At 68.3% G+C, this 15,454-nt stretch carries 14 protein-coding genes and 1 riboswitch; of the genes, 1 reads left to right on the top strand and 13 read right to left on the bottom strand.

Annotation, left to right across the window (positions count from 1 at the left end; all coding sequences use genetic code 11):
* Nucleotides 1-271: 271 nt before the first annotated feature.
* The 8 genes from DQ230_RS11035 to cbiE form a co-directional block, all read right to left on the bottom strand.
* Complete coding sequence (locus tag DQ230_RS11035) at nucleotides 272-1,804, bottom strand: phospholipase D-like domain-containing protein (RefSeq protein ID WP_113912658.1); 1,533 nt, start codon at nucleotides 1,802-1,804, stop codon at nucleotides 272-274.
* A 255-nt stretch (nucleotides 1,805-2,059) separates the two neighbouring features.
* On the bottom strand, nucleotides 2,060-2,794 hold the full coding sequence (gene cobF / locus DQ230_RS11040) for a precorrin-6A synthase (deacetylating) (RefSeq protein ID WP_113912659.1): 735 nt from the start codon (nucleotides 2,792-2,794) through the stop codon (nucleotides 2,060-2,062).
* A 58-nt stretch (nucleotides 2,795-2,852) separates the two neighbouring features.
* Nucleotides 2,853-3,530, bottom strand: a complete 678-nt coding sequence (locus DQ230_RS11045) for an energy-coupling factor ABC transporter permease (protein WP_113912660.1) — start codon at nucleotides 3,528-3,530, stop codon at nucleotides 2,853-2,855.
* 58 nt (nucleotides 3,531-3,588) lie between these two features.
* Nucleotides 3,589-3,768, bottom strand: a riboswitch (cobalamin riboswitch).
* 28 nt (nucleotides 3,769-3,796) lie between these two features.
* Nucleotides 3,797-4,516, bottom strand: a complete 720-nt coding sequence (cobA, locus tag DQ230_RS11050; protein WP_113912661.1) for a uroporphyrinogen-III C-methyltransferase — start codon at nucleotides 4,514-4,516, stop codon at nucleotides 3,797-3,799.
* On the bottom strand, nucleotides 4,513-5,826 hold the full coding sequence (locus DQ230_RS11055) for a cobyrinic acid a,c-diamide synthase CobB (RefSeq protein ID WP_113912662.1): 1,314 nt from the start codon (nucleotides 5,824-5,826) through the stop codon (nucleotides 4,513-4,515). Before DQ230_RS11055 ends, cobA begins: the two co-directional genes overlap by 4 nt.
* On the bottom strand, nucleotides 5,819-6,613 hold the full coding sequence (gene cobM / locus DQ230_RS11060) for a precorrin-4 C(11)-methyltransferase (RefSeq protein ID WP_113912663.1): 795 nt from the start codon (nucleotides 6,611-6,613) through the stop codon (nucleotides 5,819-5,821). Before cobM ends, DQ230_RS11055 begins: the two co-directional genes overlap by 8 nt.
* Nucleotides 6,610-6,972 carry a cobalamin biosynthesis protein gene (locus DQ230_RS11065; protein ID WP_113912758.1) on the bottom strand — a complete coding sequence of 121 codons (363 nt, stop codon included), beginning with the start codon at nucleotides 6,970-6,972 and terminating at the stop codon, nucleotides 6,610-6,612. The genes cobM and DQ230_RS11065 overlap by 4 nt, the downstream gene beginning before the upstream one ends.
* The gene (cbiE, locus tag DQ230_RS11070; protein WP_113912664.1) at nucleotides 6,969-8,168 is read right to left on the bottom strand and encodes a precorrin-6y C5,15-methyltransferase (decarboxylating) subunit CbiE; all 1,200 of its coding nucleotides are present in this window, start codon (nucleotides 8,166-8,168) and stop codon (nucleotides 6,969-6,971) included. The genes DQ230_RS11065 and cbiE overlap by 4 nt, the downstream gene beginning before the upstream one ends.
* Between cbiE and DQ230_RS11075 the strand changes: the two genes are divergently transcribed.
* A complete protein-coding gene (locus tag DQ230_RS11075) occupies nucleotides 8,167-8,922 on the top strand; it encodes a cobalt-precorrin-6A reductase (protein WP_113912666.1) in 756 nt (251 codons plus the stop codon). The two genes, cbiE and DQ230_RS11075, sit on opposite strands and share 2 nt — an antisense overlap.
* Here the strand turns inward: DQ230_RS11075 and cobJ are convergent.
* The 5 genes from cobJ to cobN are packed head-to-tail and all read right to left on the bottom strand — an operon-like array spanning nucleotide 8,895 to nucleotide 15,454.
* Complete coding sequence (cobJ, locus tag DQ230_RS11080) at nucleotides 8,895-9,647, bottom strand: precorrin-3B C(17)-methyltransferase (protein ID WP_113912667.1); 753 nt, start codon at nucleotides 9,645-9,647, stop codon at nucleotides 8,895-8,897. The genes DQ230_RS11075 and cobJ overlap by 28 nt on opposite strands.
* The gene (cobI, locus tag DQ230_RS11085) at nucleotides 9,644-10,387 is read right to left on the bottom strand and encodes a precorrin-2 C(20)-methyltransferase (RefSeq protein ID WP_113912668.1); all 744 of its coding nucleotides are present in this window, start codon (nucleotides 10,385-10,387) and stop codon (nucleotides 9,644-9,646) included. Before cobI ends, cobJ begins: the two co-directional genes overlap by 4 nt.
* Complete coding sequence (locus tag DQ230_RS11090) at nucleotides 10,384-11,013, bottom strand: precorrin-8X methylmutase (protein ID WP_113912670.1); 630 nt, start codon at nucleotides 11,011-11,013, stop codon at nucleotides 10,384-10,386. Before DQ230_RS11090 ends, cobI begins: the two co-directional genes overlap by 4 nt.
* On the bottom strand, nucleotides 11,010-12,152 hold the full coding sequence (locus tag DQ230_RS11095) for a cobalamin biosynthesis protein CobG (protein ID WP_113912759.1): 1,143 nt from the start codon (nucleotides 12,150-12,152) through the stop codon (nucleotides 11,010-11,012). Before DQ230_RS11095 ends, DQ230_RS11090 begins: the two co-directional genes overlap by 4 nt.
* Entirely contained in the window at nucleotides 12,149-15,454 is a 3,306-nt protein-coding gene (gene cobN / locus DQ230_RS11100) for a cobaltochelatase subunit CobN (protein WP_113912672.1), read from the bottom strand. Before cobN ends, DQ230_RS11095 begins: the two co-directional genes overlap by 4 nt.

A 15,454-nucleotide genomic window follows, 5' to 3' on the forward strand; every position in this document is an offset into this window, starting at 1 on the left:
CGTCGCAAGCAAAGCCCCCAGACGGACTCGCTATATGAGGGCGGTCCGCCTGGGGGCTTTGTCACTCCAGAGGTGGGTCAAAATTAAACGCTGAAACGGGGTCAGTTTTAAACGCTCATTGACATCTATGGCAAAAGCGGACCGTTTGGTGCATCCTCCAAAATCACGATCTTGCAAGTTATTGATTTCAATAATGAATTACCCATGCCTGAAATTCATTGCGGAAAGTTTATGTGGCAGATGTCAGTTGTTGAAACACCCCGGTCGCCCGTCAGCCGCGCCCGCCGCCATCCCATCTGCGCCACGCAAGGTAGGCCAGACCGCCAAGCGCGGCAACGCCGGCGATGAGGGTCAGGTGGCGCGGCCGCACCCCCTGCCCCGAGGTCGACACCTCGCCGGGATGATAGCGCGGATCAAGCAGGCGGGTATCGGCCAGAAACCCGCCGATGATGCCGGGCGCGCGCGGATCAATGGGGCGCAAGCCCCGGCCCTGTCCGGTGTTCAGCCTGTAGATGGCCCCGATCAGCGAGCCTTCTTCTTGCAACTTGTCATTAAAAACCTGTTCCTCAACGCCCAGATGCTCGGACAACAGCCGCACCCGGAAGGCGGTGATCAATGCCTCTGGCCCCTCGATGGCGACATCGCATTCGGTGTCAAACCCCATGGATCTGTCGTTCAGGTTGCTGGACCCGATGCGCAGCACGCTGGCGTCGGCGATCATGATCTTGGCGTGGACATAAATCGGATCACCTTCGGAGGTGACGGGGTAATAGATGCGAAAGCGGTCCTCGTGATCGGCGGCGCGAAGGCTGTCGATCATGCGGGCCCGCAAGACATGCATGGCGTCATCTTCAAATTGCGACAGGGCCGCCTTGGGATTGATCACGATGATCTCGGGACCGCCCTGCTCGCGCAGCCGGGCTTCCAGCGCGGCGCAAACAGTTTCTGACGCAAAGTATTGCGATTCGATGTAAATCGCGTGCTCAGCTGCCTTGATACTGTCAATATAAAGGTGCTCAATCTCGTTGATGAGCGGCGCGCCGTCATAGGGCGGCTCGGTCCGGGCGATGGCGACGTCCACATCGGTGGCATCGACGCCCAGATCATCGGGCCAAATATCCTCGGCCTTTCTGTCCGGACGCTCCAGCGTGTCGCCCGTAGCGCGCTGCCAGCGCATGCGCGACAGCTCGGCCAGCGCGGTCGCAGCGGGTCCGGTCAGCGCGGACGTTGCGTCATGCCACGGCTCGGACGGGGAGCCATCCTTGCGCACGCGGCGCGGGTCACTGGGCAGATGTTCGGACGTATCCCAGCGATCCTCGGTGGCGTCGATCCCGCCGCAAAAGGCCAGCTTGTCATCGGCGACGACGATCTTCTGGTGATGGCACGCGCCAAACGGATGATGCCCGTCGAGCGCGAAGTGAATGCGGTCGGAGCCGAAAACGCTGAGCGCGATGGTCGGCACCCAGCGTCCCGGCGCGGCCAGAGCCGCGCCGTTCCACTTGAGCAGATACACGTTCAGATCCGGCGCCCGCTCGACCGCCGCCTCAAGAAACGCGCCCAGCTGGTTGGGAAACCCATCAGGGGCCAGCCCGTCCTCGTCACTGTCGCCGGGCAGCATTTCGATTTCAAAGTCGAAATCCCAGCCGATCAGCAACAGCTCGTGCTTGACGTTCAGGATGATCTTGCGCAGCACGCGAAAGTAATCCGCCGCATCGACGATCAGCGCCATCTTGTCCGCCCGTGCCACGCGCCAGCAGTTTTCATCGCTGCGAAAGATCGACTTGAGTGACTGTGAACGTTGCATGTGGGTCTGTCCCTGCCTTGTTACGCGCGCCAATAGTGAACTAGGCTTTTATTCCGTCCCTATTGCAATGCGGTATATCCCGGCAGGTTCCGGAAAATCGGCAGCCCGGCGGTTATTTGTGACGCGCGGCGACACTTGGCGCATTTGCAGTGCAGGTGATTTGGGGTGCGGCACTGTCCCATTGGATGCGCCGCTTTTTCGCCCTGCTGAACATGCAGGGGTCATGCAGCGCCGCTTCGGGGTCAGGCGCGCATCTTACGCCTTGCGCAGCAGATAGGTGTCCATGATCCAGCCATGCCGGGCGCGCGCCGCGGTGCGGATTGCCTCGATGGGCTGCGCTGCATCGGCCAGCGGGCCGTCATAAAGCACCTGCTGGGGCATGCCCAGAAAGGCCCCCCACCAGATGGTGACGCCCGCCGGGTCCAGCCTGCGAAAGCTGCATTCGCCGTCCAGCATGACCGCGACAGTTTCGGCGCCCATCGGCCAGCCGTGATCGCGCAGGCGGCGGCCGGTCGTGATCTGAACGGGGCCGTTCACGGTGTTCAGCGGAATGGCGTGGGCCGCCGTCAGCGCCTGAATGGCGGTGATCCCCGGCACAACGCGGATGCGCGGCGGCACGGGCAGGCGCGCCGCAATGCGCAAGGTGCTGTCGTAAAGGGAGGGATCGCCCCACACCAAAAGCGCGACAGGCCCGGCAGAGCCACCTTTGCCCATCGCCGCGTGCCAGCGTTCGGCAATCTGGTCGTGCCAAGCGTCCACGCGCTCCAGATATGGCAGGCCGGGATCGCGCACCGGATAGTCAAACGGAACGATCCGCGCAGTGGTGCCGCTGGCTGCAATGATCCGGCGGCGCAACTCGGCCAGATCATCCTTGCCCGCGCCCTTTTGCGGCACAAGGATCGTTGCGGCATCGCGCAGCGCCTGCATCCCCTCGCCCGTCACATGGACGGGGCTGCCCGTGCCGATCCCGATCAACCACAGATCCTGCATCACTGAAATTCCTGCCTGAATGTCCGGGCCCGATATCGGGCCCGGAACAGTGCCGCGATCAGCTTGCGTGATACAAACGGTGCGTGAACAACCCGCGGAGACCGCCGCCGCGCAGCGCCTTGGCACCCGCCAGGACAGCCAGATCGGCAATCGGCTCGATCACCACGACCAGCATGTAGGCCGCGCCAAATGTCCAGACCGCGTTCAGATTGTCCGCGCCAAAGCCCTGACCATAGAACGCCCAGAACGCGACCCAGGCAACCACGCCGCCCTGATAGGCGACCGACAGCTTGAACACATCCGCATAGGCCAGATCGACATAGGCCCGGTCCTGCGGAATGATGCGCCGCGCCAGCGCGTCGATGGCAAAGAGCGGCACCAGCAGCGTTGTGACATTGACAAAGAACATCGGCATGTCGCTGGGCGCAAAGAACATGCCCTGAATCAGCAGGCCCGCCGCCAACCCGATGGCGGACGGGGCCGCACCCAGTAGCAAAAACAGCGTCGTGCCAAGGATGAAATGCACCTCGGACACGCCGACGGCAAAATGCGGCAGCAGTTCAAAGAAGATGAAAACGCCGATCGTGGCCAGCACGGTACGCACGGCAAAGGAGGCGATATTATGCCCCGCCAGATCATCCACGATCAGCTTGACGGAATAGCCGGCAGCGGCTGCGGCGGTGCCATAGGCAAACACCATCTTGGCGCCGTCAACGACGCCAGGTTCGATATGCATGAGTATAGTCCCTTGTTAAGTCGCCCCTCCGGCGACGCCAGTTATGATGAAGGCACGAACGGCCTTCGGTTTCACGGCAGGTCTCCTGACTTGCGGGTCAATGCGCGCGGGCCCTTCCCAGCCGTTTGGCCAGTGGTTTTGCCTTTGCGCTCACCGCTTACAGTTGCGGGGGCAGTCCGGGTCTTTCACCCGATTCCCTTTGAAGCCACAGATGTGGCACCGTATCCCGACGCTACGTCAAACAGCCGCGGCGCGCAAAGGATTCTTCACCCCTCGGCCAGTGGGCCGTAGAGAATTAGGGCAGGCGCATCGCCGATTCCCGCGCGCAGATGATCGGCCAGATCGGCAACCGTCAGGCGCGTCAGGCGCTGATGCGGGCCGCTCACATCCTCGGCCAGCAGCGCGGGCGTATCACCGGGCAGGCCATGGGCATGCAGCGCCTCGTACAGCTTGGGAAACGTGCGTTTGCCCATGAAAACAACGGTTGACGCCATGGGATCAGCCAGCGCGAGCAGGTTCATATCCTCGGGCAGCTGGCCGCTGATGTCATGCCCGGTGACGAACTGCACCCGCCGCGCGCTCAGCCGCCGGGTCAGCGGAATACCGGCGGCGGCAGCGGCGGCAATGGCCGATGGCACGCCGGGAATGATCTCGTAGGGGATGCCCGCCTCGCGCAGTGCGATCAGCTCCTCCTCCAGCCGGCCAAAGAGGCCGCTATCGCCGGATTTCAGCCGCACAATGCGCTGATTGCTCTGCGCATACTCAACCAGAAGACGACTGACGTGATGCTGGCGCGGCGATGCGCGCCCGGCGCGTTTGCCCACGCCGATCAGGTCCGCACCGCTGCGCGCATGGCCCAGTATCGGGCCTGACGACAGATCGTCAAACAGCACCGCATCGGCGCGGCGCAGACGGTCCACCGCCTTCAGCGTCAACAGCTCCGGGTCGCCTGGGCCGGACCCGACAAAGCTGACGAAGCCGCTCATGCCTCCTGCCCCGTGATCAGATGAAAAAACGTGCCGGTGACGTTGCCGCGCAGCGATCCGGTTTCAGGCACCGCGTTGCCATCGGCATCGGCCACCTTGGCCAGCGGCGCATCGGGCTGCTCCAGAATGGTCGAATAATGGTACTCATGCCCGCGCAGCCGCGCGCCCGGCGCATGCGCCGGCATCGGCGCTCGCAGTTCTGCCTGCCGATAGCCCAGATGAAACTTGCGTTTCTCATAGCTGGTCACAAGGCCCAGCAGCCCGGCCATCGCGTGGCGCTGCCCTTCCTTGTCGATCAGCCCCGCGCCCAGCGCCATGTAGCCGCCGCATTCGCCATGCACGGGCCGCGTTTCGGCATGGCGCCGCAGCCCGGCGCGGAATGTATCCGCCGCCGCCAAACGGCCTGCGTGCAGTTCGGGGTAACCGCCGGGCAGCCAAACCAGATCGGCGGTGGCGTCCGGCGCCTCATCGGCCAGCGGCGAGAACGGCAGCACCTCGGCGCCCGCCGCGCGCCAGCCCTCCACCAGATGCGGATAGGTGAACGAAAACGCCGCATCCTGCGCCAGCGCGATCCGCTGCGCGGGCGGCGCAGGCAGCGCGCCGCCCTGCGCCAGAGGCTTGCCACGCGCCGCCGCCTTGATCGCCTCCAGATCGACATGTGTCCGCAGGAACGCCGCATAGCCGGCGATGGCGGCCTCCAGATCGGGATGCTCGACCGCCTGTATCAGGCCCAGATGCCGCTCCGGCAGGGTCAGATCACCGCGCCGGGGCAGCGCGCCCAGCACCTTCAGCCCTGCCTTTTCCATGCCCAGCGCCGTCAGGCGTTCATGCCGGGGCGATGCGACGCGGTTCAGGATCACGCCCGCAAAGGGTAGATCGGGGTTATACATCCGAAACCCCAGCGCCGCCGCCGCCGCCGATTGCGCCTGTCCGCTGACATCGACCACCAGCACCACAGGCCAGCCCATACGCTGCGCCGTCTCGGCACTGGTGCCAAAACCGCTCTGCCCGCGCGTGGCGACCCCGTCATAAAGGCCCATCGACCCCTCGGCGACGCAGATTTCCGCGCCTTTCGCCTGCGCCGCAATGGCGCTCAGCAGCCCCTCGCCCATCGCCCAGGTGTCAAGGTTGAAGGACGCGCGCCCCGCAGCGGCCAGATGAAAGGCCGGGTCGATGTAATCGGGCCCCGATTTGAACGGCTGCACGCGCATCCCGTCCTCGGCCAGCGCCCGCAGAAGGCCCAGCATAACGGTGGTCTTGCCGGTCCCCGAGGAGGGCGCCGAAATCATGATCCCCGGTGCATTATTCATCCTTGTCACTCCAATCTGCCCAAGGGCTGCCCGCGCTTTGCGGGCGGTAGCGGCGGTCGTAATCCCTGGCATAAAGGCAGCTTTCGTCGAACCCCTCGCCACCCAGCGCAGGCCCGACAAGGATCAGCGCGGTGCGGGTGATCCCCGCGTCCATCCGCCCGGCGATATCGGCCAGCGTGCCGCGAATGATCCGCTCATCGGGCCATGAGGCCCGGAACACGATGGCGACCGGGCAATCGGCGCCATAGGCGGGCGTCAGGGCCGCCGTCACATGATCCAGATTCTGGATCGACAGGTGGATCGCCAGCGTGGCCCCTGTCGCGGCGAAATTCGCCAGCGTCTCGCCCTCCGGCATCGAGGACGCGCGCCCCGGCGTGCGCGTCAGTACCACCGATTGCGCCAGCCCCGGCAGCGTCAGCTCGGCGCCCAGCGACGCGGCGGCGGCGGCAAAGGACGGCACGCCCGGCGTGACAGTCACCGGAATATCCAGATCGCGCAGGCGGCGCATCTGCTCGCCCATCGCGGACCAGACCGACAGATCACCGGAATGGAGCCGCGCAACGTCCTGACCGGCCTCATGCGCGCGCTGCATTTCGGCGATGATCGCGTCCAGATCCATCGGCGCGGTGTTGATGATATGCGCGCCCTCAGGGCAGTGGCGCAGGATCTCCTCCGGCACCAGCGATCCGGCATAAAGGCACACCGGGCAGGCCGCGATCAGATCGCGCCCCCGCAGCGTCAACAGGTCCGGCGCGCCGGGGCCTGCGCCGATGAAGTGAATGGTCATGGTCCGTCTCCTTCTGCCATGGCGCAGGTGGCCATGCGATCGGGTGAAATCTGCCGCGCCGCGATCAGTCGCGCGCCGTGGCCGGCCGCTGCCAGCGCCGCCGCCTCGGCCACGCTGCCGGTGCCGTGGGCGGCTTGTGATGCGGGGGAATGGGTGCAGGTTTCCTGCGCCTTCAATAACGCAGGCGGCACGGCATGGATCGGCACGCCCAGTTCCCCGGCCAAACCTCGCAATCCCGCGCTGTTCTCTTTGCCCGCTGCCGTTGCCAGCAGATCAGGCGCCGCGCCGCAGGCGGCCAGCGCCGCGCGCAGGCTGGCCGCGTCGGCACCTGTGCGAAATCCGAAGCCCGCAACAATCATGAAACCGCGCTCCACTGCACCACCGGATAGCTGGCCCTCCAGCCGGTCCTGCCCCCTAGCGGCGCCGCCTGCGCCAATTCGATCCGCAGCAGATCACCGCCCAGCCGCGCCTGCGCGCGGGTCAGAAGCGCCTCGGATTCCAGCGTGACGGCATTGGCGACGATGCGCGTGCCGGGGGCCAGATGCGCGGCCAGCCAGTCCAGCAGCTCCTGCGATAGCCCGCCGCCGATGAATACCGCATCGGGCGGCGCCAGCCCCGCCAGCGCCTCTGGCGCTGCGCCCTGCACCACCTTCAGCCGGTCCATCCCTAGCCGCGCCGCGTTCTGCAAAATCTGCGCCGCGCGATCCTCGCGCGGCTCGACCGTGGTGGCGCGCATTGTGGGATGGGCCAGCAGCCATTCGATGCCGATCGAGCCGGAGCCGCCGCCGATATCCCACAGATGCTGCCCCGGACAGGGCGCCAGTGCCGACAGGGTCAGCGCGCGCACGGGCCGCTTGGTCATCTGCCCGTCGCTTTCGAACCATGCGTCAGGTCGGCCACTGGCCAGCGGCAGCGCCGCGCCATCGCCTTTGACCTGAACGGCGGCGCAGACGGGATGCGCAAATGCGGCGTCCGGCATAGCGCCGGCCGCGCCGTCGCTGCGCCGCTCAGCCGGGCCGCCCACGGATTCAAACACCGTCACCCGCGACGCGCCGAAACCCGCATCGCGCAGATACTCGGCCAGTCCCCGCACCGCATCGCCATCGCGCAGCAGCACGATCATGCGCCCCCCTGCCGCCAGCGCAGGGCGCAGCCGGGCCAGCGGCGCGGCATGCAGGCCGTGGCACGCCGTATGCTCCAGCGGCCAGCCCATCCGCGCCGCCACCAGCGAAAAGGTCGACGGGCCGGGCAGCGCCGTCCATTCCCCGGCGCGCAGATGGCGCGCGATGCTGGTGCCCGCCCCGAACCAGAACGGATCGCCCGAGGCCAGCATGACCACCCGCCGCCCGCGCAGCGCCAGCAGCCGCGCGATACCATCCGCAAAGGGCACCGGCCATTCCACCAGATCCGCTCCCAGCGGCGGCAGCAGCGCCAGATGCCGCGGCGCGCCCATCACGATTTCCGCCGCCTCCAGCGCGGCGCGGCTTGCGGGGGGCAGGCCCGCCGGTGCATCCTCGCCAATGCCAACGATGGTCAACCACGGAGCGTCAGACATGCACCTGAACCCCCTCATTCTGGGCGGCACGACCGAGGCAACCGCGCTGTGCGCGGCGCTGGACGCGGCAGGGATTTCCGGCACAGTGTCCTTTGCCGGACGGGTGCGGCGCCCGGTGCGCCAGCCGCTGCCGCAGCGTGTCGGCGGGTTTGGCGGTGCGGCCGGGCTGGCCGCGTATCTGGCCGCGCAGCGCATCAGCCACGTGATCGACGCCACCCATCCCTTTGCCGCGCGGATGAGCGCCAATGCCGTGGCCGCGTGCACCGCCGCAAATGTGCCGCTGATCGCGCTGACACGCGCGCCATGGCAGGCCGGGCCGGGCGACGACTGGACCCATGTGCCCGATATCGCGGGCGCGGTGGCGGCGCTGGACCGCCCTGCCCTGCGCGTCATGCTGGCGGTGGGGCGGATGCATCTGGCCGAATTTGCGCCAAATCCGCAGCATTTCTACCTGCTGCGCCTGATTGATGCACCGGATACGCCCCTGCCCCTGCCCGAGTGCACCATCGTGCAGGACCGCGGCCCGTTCAGCGTGGCGGGCGATCTGGCGCTGATGCGGCGCCACCGGATTGATCTGGTGGTGTCCAAGAATTCCGGCGGCACCGGCGCGGCGGCCAAGATTACCGCCGCCCGCCAGCTGGGCCTGCCGGTGCTGATGATAGACCGCCCCGCGATCCCGCCGCGCGCCGAGGCGCACAGCCCTGCCGAAGTGCTGGACTGGTTGCGTCATTCGGGCACCGCGCGCGGCGTATAGACAAACGGCGCGCCATCCCGCGCGATGATCCGCGTTGCCGAATTGCCAACCAGAACAACGGTGCGCATATCGGCCATATCAGGGCGCGCATCGGGCAGCGCAATGACGCGAAGCGACTCTTCCGGGGTGCTGACGGCGCGGGCAAAGATGACGGGGCGCGCGTCACCGCATGCCTCGTTCAGCACGGCCAGAACGCGGGCGAACCCTTCGGGCCGCGCGCGCGAGCGGGGGTTGTAAAAGGCCATCGCAAAATCGGCCTCAGCCGCCAGCCGCAACCGCTTTTCGATCAGCGCCCAGGGTTTCAGATTGTCGCTGAGGTTGATCGCGCAGAAATCATGCCCCAGCGGCGCACCCGCCCGCGCCGCCGCCGCCAGCATGGCGGTGATGCCGGGCAGCACGGCGATATCCAGATCGCGCCAGTGCGGCGGGCCGGCCTCCACCGCCTCGAACACCGCCGAGGCCATGGCGAAAACCCCCGGATCGCCGGACGAGACGATGACAACATGGCGCCCGTCGCAGGCCATTTGCAGCGCGTGGCGGGCGCGGTCCAGCTCGACCCGGTTGTCGCTGGGATGCAGCACCAGACCGGGGCGCGGCGCCACCCGCGCGACATAAGGGATATAGCCGACGATATCGGTGGCGCGGTCCAGCGCGCCGCGCACCTCGGGCGTCTCCATTGCATCCGCGCCCGGCCCCAGCCCGGCAATGACCAGCGATCCGGTCATGGCCGCCGTCCCTGCCCATGCACGATCACGATGGAAAAATAAGGCGTCACGCGCCCCTCTGCCCCGGCCAGCGGTTGTACGGTCTGCCCCTCCATGCTGGCATATTCGACCAGCCATGCGGCGTCATATTTGCCCGCGCTGCGCAGCGCGCGGCGCACCTTTTCGATGTTGCGCCCGATCTTCATCACAACCAGCGCATCGGCAGCGGCCATGTGGCGCGCCAGATCATCCTCGGGCAAGGTGGCCATCAGCACGGACAACACATCATCGCCCCATGTGACCGGCTGGCCCGTCGCCGTCCATGCCGCCGACATGCCGGTAATGGCAGGCACCACCGCGACCGGCACGTCATCCTTCAGCCGCTGATAAAGATGCATGAACGATCCGTAGAAAAACGGATCGCCCTCGCACAAGACCACCACATCGGCGCCGCCGCGCGCCAGATCGCGCAGATGCGCGGTGCAGCCCTCGTAGAACGCCGACAGCGCCGCGTTATAGCCCGGATCGGTCAGCGGGATTTCGGTGGTGACGGGATATTCCATTGCGTATTCCACCGCATCGGGGTGCAGCAGCTCCTCGACAATGGCGCGCGCGCGGCCTGCCCGCCCTTCCTTGCGAAAATAGGCTATATGGCGCGCGCCGGCCAGCAGGCGGTGGGCGCGCACGCTCATCAGATCGGCGTCGCCGGGGCCAAGGCCGACGCCGTGGATCGTGCCGGGCGCCACCGCGGGGCCGGTCATTCCGCGCGGCTCGCGATGGCGTTGATCGCGGCCACGGTGATGGCGCTGCCGCCCAGACGCCCCTCGACAATGCAGCAGGGCACGGGCGGCGCGGCCCACAGCGCGTCCTTGCTTTCGCGCGCCCCGACGAACCCGACGGGGCAGCCGATGATCGCCGCGGGGCGCGGACAATCCGGGTCCGCCAGCATGTTCAGCAGGTGAAACAGCGCGGTCGGCGCGTTGCCGATCGCCACCAGCGCGCCCTCCAGATGCGGGCGCCACAGCTCCAGCGCGGCGGCAGAGCGGGTGTTGGACATTTGCGCCGCCAGCCCCGGCACGGCGGGATCGCGCAGGGTGCAGATCACCTGGTTATCCTTTGGCAGGCGGGTGCGCGTCACGCCTTCGCTGACCATATGCGCGTCGCACAGGATCGGCGCACCGGCGGCCAGCGCGGCGCGGGCGGCGGTGGCAAAACCGGGCGACATGCGGATGTGACGCTCCAGCCCGACCATGCCGGCGGCGTGGATCATGCGCACGGCAATCGGCTCCTCGCTTGCGTCAAAGCGGGCCAGATCGGCCTCGGCGCGGATCATCGCAAAGGATTGCGCATAAATCGCGGCGCCGTTCGTCTCATACGTGTGGATCATGGTGTTTTGCTCAATGTGTTATGCTCAAATTCGGCCAGAATGTCATCGGGGTGACGCCCGCATCGCTCAGGTGTATCGCCAGCACTGCCGCGCCGCAGCATGTCAAACCGGCCATCGCGGCCAATCAGCGTCACATCCGCAGGCGCCTGCCGCGCACAGCCTTTGGCGCAGCCCGACACATGCAGCGTGCCGGATATGTGCGGCGCGAGGGCGCGCGCAAGGACGCGCGTCTCGACACTGGCCGAGGGGCAAAGGGGCGCGCCGGGGCAGGCATCGGCCCGCATCAGCGGATCGTCCGCGTCTGTGACAAACGCCGCGTCACCCGGTGGCGCGCCGCCCTCCAGCAGCAGCATCCGCCACGGTGTCAGGCGGATGCCGGGCAAGTCTTGCGCGGCGATCACGCGGCAGAGGGCGGCGGCATCCACATGCCCGAACGCCGCGCCGATCAGCGCGCCGCCATGATGCGCGCCGATGCGGGGCGCGGGCGCGGGCGCCAGCGCGGGCGCATCGCACCATTCGGGCGGCAAGGGCATCTGCGCAAGGACGCGCGCCATCCGCCGCCGCTCGGACGTGATGCGCGCGGCCAGCCAGTGGGCCATGTCGATCAGCGCCGGAAGGGCGGTTTCTTCGATCACGGCGCGCCCGGCCGCCGCGCCATCCGCGCGCAGGATCAGGCCATGCGCGCTCCGCTCGATCCGTATATCGGCGCTGGCGGCATCCAGGCAGGGCTGCGGCCCGCAATCGACGGCAAAGCCGACCTTGGCGGGCAGATCCGGCAGATCGCCCAGCCGGTCCAGCAGCGCCAGCGATAGGCCGTGCGTCACATCGCCCGCCTGCCAGAACGGCGCCACCAGAATATTGCGCCGCGCCTCCAGCGCCGGGTCCGTGTCCAGCAGGCCCAGCCCCGCCAGCGCGGCCAGCAGCGCGTCGTGATCCCCCGGCGGCACGCCGCGGATCTGCACATTCGCCCGGCTGGTCAGGTCCAGATAGCCCTGCCCGTACCGCTGCGCCAGATCGCATAGGCTAAGAGCCTGCTGCGCGCTCAGCCGCGCCAGCGCCGGGCGGATGCGCACCACCAGACCGTCGGCGGCCATCATCGGGCGATGCGCGCCGGGGCACCAGCCCTTGACCCCGCTCATGCGCCCGCCCCCGGCTGCGCCATCACCGAATTGCGCCGCGTCTGCCACAGCCCCGCCTCCAGCAGCGCGGCAAAGCGGGCGCGCATGGCGCGGTGCGCGTCGGGGTTGGCATCGCGCAGGAACGCATCGGTTTCGGGATCGCCCAGCGTGGCATCATGGTAGAGGTCGAACAGATGCGGCGGCACCGCGCCCGCCAGATGCGCGAAACTGGCCATGTGATCCAGCGTGGCGGCGATTTCGGCGGCGCCGCGAAACCCGTGCTGCTTCATGCCATTGATCCAGCCGGGATTGGCGGCGCGGGCGCGCACGACGCGCCCGATTTCCTCGGGCAGCGCGCGGGCGCGGGGGCGCGCGGGGTCGGTGTTGTCCAGATGATAAAGCGCGGCGCGCCCGCCCGTCACGGCCTGCGCGGCGGCAAAGCCCGCCTCGTGCGCGGCGTAATCGCCCGCCAGCAGCAGATCGGTTTCGGGCAGGTCCTGCGCATGGACGAAACTGCCCGCACCGGCGACGCGGGCGCGAATGCCGGGCGCATCATGTGTGGCCGCCTCGCCGTCCAGCGCCCATGCGCTGGCGTTCAGCCATGCCTGCCCGGCGCGCGCGCGGCCCGCATCGCTATAGTCGTCCAGCGCGGTGCCCATCCCCAGCCCGAAGGACCCCGGCGCGGGGCCGTACACGCGCGCCAGATCGGCCTGCCCGGCATAGGGGTTCCACTCGGGCGCCTCGTCCCGCGCGGCAAGCGCGCGCACGGCTTGCCCGAACAGCGCCGACAGGGTCGGGAACACATCACGAAACAGGCCCGAGACGCGCAAGGTGACGTCGATGCGCGGGCGGTCCAGCTCGGCCAGCGGCAGCACCTCGATACCCGACACCCGCTCGGACCCGGCATCCCAGACGGGCCGCACCCCCAGAAGGTGCAGCGCCATGGCGAAATCCTCGCCCGCTGTGCGCATGGTGGCCGACCCCCACAGATCGACGACCACGCCGCGCGGCCAGTCGCCCTCGTCCTGCAGGTGGCGGCGCGTCAGCTCGGCCGCCAGCCGGATGCCTTGCGCGTGCGCGGCGCGGGTCGGCACCGCGCGCGGATCGGTGGTATAGAGGTTGCGCCCGGTCGGCAGCACATCGCGCCGCCCCCGGTAGGGCGATCCCGAAGGCCCCGCCGCAATGCGCCGCCCGTCCAGCGCATCCAAGAGCGCCTGCCGCTCGCCCGCGACGGAAATAGCGGTGTCAAACGGCGCCGCGGCGCGCGGCGCGCGGCCCCAGATATGCAGCCCCTCGCCGAACTGGCTTTCCTTGATGTCGCAAACGAAACGGTCGATCCGGGTGATCGCCTCGGCGCTACACGCCGCGAGGTCCAGACCCAGATCCTGCTCGACCCCCTGCGCCTGCGCCTCCTCGCGGATATCGCCTTGCAGCCGGTCTCGGCGGCGCGGGTCCAGCCCGTCGGCGTTGGAAAACTCGTCCAAGAGCGCCTCAAGCCGGGCCAGACGGTCGGGCGTGCCGCTGGCGCGCTGGGGCGGCGGGATATGGCCCAGCGTGACCGCGCCGATGCGCCGCTTGGCCTGCGCCGCCTCGCCGGGGTCGTTGACGATGAAGGGGTATATCACCGGCAGCGCGCCGGTCAGAACCTCGGGCCAGCATGTCTCCGACAGGGCCACCGATTTGCCCGGCAGCCATTCCAGCGTGCCATGCGCGCCGATATGCACCATGGCATCCGCGCGGCCTTGCAGCCACAGATAGAACGCCACATAGGCATGGCGCGGCGTGCGGGCCATGTCGTGATAGCTGTCCTCGCGACCCTTGGGCGTATCCCGTTCAGGCTGTAGCGCGATCCATGCGGTGCCGCGCTGGATGGCGGCGAAGTGAAAGGCACCGCCTTGGCAATCGGGGTCATCCTCGGGCGCGCCCCAGACGTCGGCCAGCGTTTTTCGCAATTCTTCGGGCAGATGCGCCAATGCCGCCTTGTACTCCGCCAGCGGCCACGCGGTGCTGCGCTCCGAAAGCGCCTCCTGCAAGGGCGCATCATCCGAACCGATATCATATCCGGCAGCGCCCAGATCATTCAGGATCGCGCCCGCCGATTGCGGCGCGTCAAGGCCGACGGCGTGGCCCATGTTCCAGTCCTTGCCGGGATAGGTGGACAGGATCAGCGCCACGCGCCGCTGCGCGGGCGGGGTCGCGGCCAGCCGGGTCCAGCCCTGAACGCGCCTCGCAATCGCCGCGATCCGGCCCGTATCGGCGCGGTGGGCAAAGCGCGAATATTGCAGATGCGCGTCCTCTTTGCCCGGATCCTTGAAGCTGGCGACGCCGCCCATGATGCGCCCGTCCACCTCGGGCAGGACGACATGCATCGCCAGATCGGCAGGCGACAGCCCCCGCTCGGCCCCCGCCCACGCCTTGCGGGTGGAGGTGGCCAGCGCCACCTGAAACACCGGCACGCCGCCTGCGTCCAGCGGCGACGCGCCGCCCGCCCCCTTGCCGGAGAACGCGGTGGCGTTGACGATGGCGGCAGGCGCCAGATGCGCCACCTGCCGCGCCAGCCAGCCCGCCGCCTCGGGTGCCTTCAGCGACGGGGCAAAGAGCGCGATCACGTCAAAGCCGCGCGCGCGAAAGGCGGCAAACAGCGCCGCGATGGGCGCCAGATCGGCAGCCACAAGGTAGGACCGGTAGAACACCACCGCGATGCGCGGCGCGCCCGCCAGCGCGTCTTCGGCCCCCAGCGCCAGAACCGGGCAACAGGCCCCCTCCTCCGGCGTCCAGGCGCCGACGGCGGGCAGCGATTTGGCGCCGCGCACCGGCCCGGCATAGAGCCCCGCGGCCAGCGCCATCTGCGCCAGCGCGGCCTGCGCCGCCACCGCGCCGCCCGCATCGCATAAATGCGCCAGCCGCCGCAGCGTTGACGTGGGCAATGTCGAGATTTCGTCCAGCCGCGCATCGGGCCGCCCGTCGGCGGGCAGAACGGCCAGCGCGATGCCCTTTTGCTGCGCCAGCGCGCGGATGCTTTGCAGCCCGTAGGGCCAGTAGGGCACGCCGCCGATCAGCCGGATCAGGATGCCGCGCGCGCCGCTCAGCGTCTGTTCGATATAGGTATCGACCGACAGGGGATGTTTCAGCGCCACGATATTGGCCAGCCGCAGCGACGGCATCCGCCCGTCCGGCCCGCCGCCGCGGTGCCAGCCTTCCGCAAAGGCGCCAAGGTCGGAATCCGACAGCGACAGCACCACCAGATCGGCGGCATCCTGCCCAAGATCCATCGGCGTGTCGGCCTCGTCCAGCCCGTGACTTTCGCGGAAGATGACGTGCAT

It is taken from the genome of Roseovarius dicentrarchi (assembly GCF_003316635.1).
In the GTDB taxonomy this organism is placed as follows: Bacteria; Pseudomonadota; Alphaproteobacteria; order Rhodobacterales; family Rhodobacteraceae; genus Roseovarius; species Roseovarius dicentrarchi.

Bases quoted from the DNA above. Each gene is read 5' to 3' on its own strand.
- DQ230_RS11090 (WP_113912670.1), bottom strand. From the start codon at position 11,013: ATGATCCACACGTATGAGACGAACGGCGCCGCGATTTATGCGCAATCC.
- cobI (WP_113912668.1), bottom strand. From the start codon at position 10,387: ATGACCGGCCCCGCGGTGGCGCCCGGCACGATCCACGGCGTCGGCCTT.
- cobM (WP_113912663.1), bottom strand. From the start codon at position 6,613: ATGACCATTCACTTCATCGGCGCAGGCCCCGGCGCGCCGGACCTGTTG.
- DQ230_RS11055 (WP_113912662.1), bottom strand. From the start codon at position 5,826: ATGAATAATGCACCGGGGATCATGATTTCGGCGCCCTCCTCGGGGACC.
- DQ230_RS11065 (WP_113912758.1), bottom strand. From the start codon at position 6,972: ATGATTGTTGCGGGCTTCGGATTTCGCACAGGTGCCGACGCGGCCAGC.
- cobJ (WP_113912667.1), bottom strand. From the start codon at position 9,647: ATGACCGGATCGCTGGTCATTGCCGGGCTGGGGCCGGGCGCGGATGCA.
- DQ230_RS11095 (WP_113912759.1), bottom strand. From the start codon at position 12,152: ATGAGCGGGGTCAAGGGCTGGTGCCCCGGCGCGCATCGCCCGATGATG.
- cobA (WP_113912661.1), bottom strand. From the start codon at position 4,516: ATGAGCGGCTTCGTCAGCTTTGTCGGGTCCGGCCCAGGCGACCCGGAG.
- cobN (WP_113912672.1), bottom strand. From the start codon at position 15,454: ATGCACGTCATCTTCCGCGAAAGTCACGGGCTGGACGAGGCCGACACG.
- cbiE (WP_113912664.1), bottom strand. From the start codon at position 8,168: ATGTCTGACGCTCCGTGGTTGACCATCGTTGGCATTGGCGAGGATGCA.
- DQ230_RS11045 (WP_113912660.1), bottom strand. From the start codon at position 3,530: ATGCATATCGAACCTGGCGTCGTTGACGGCGCCAAGATGGTGTTTGCC.
- DQ230_RS11075 (WP_113912666.1), top strand. From the start codon at position 8,167: ATGCACCTGAACCCCCTCATTCTGGGCGGCACGACCGAGGCAACCGCG.
- cobF (WP_113912659.1), bottom strand. From the start codon at position 2,794: ATGCAGGATCTGTGGTTGATCGGGATCGGCACGGGCAGCCCCGTCCAT.
- DQ230_RS11035 (WP_113912658.1), bottom strand. From the start codon at position 1,804: ATGCAACGTTCACAGTCACTCAAGTCGATCTTTCGCAGCGATGAAAAC.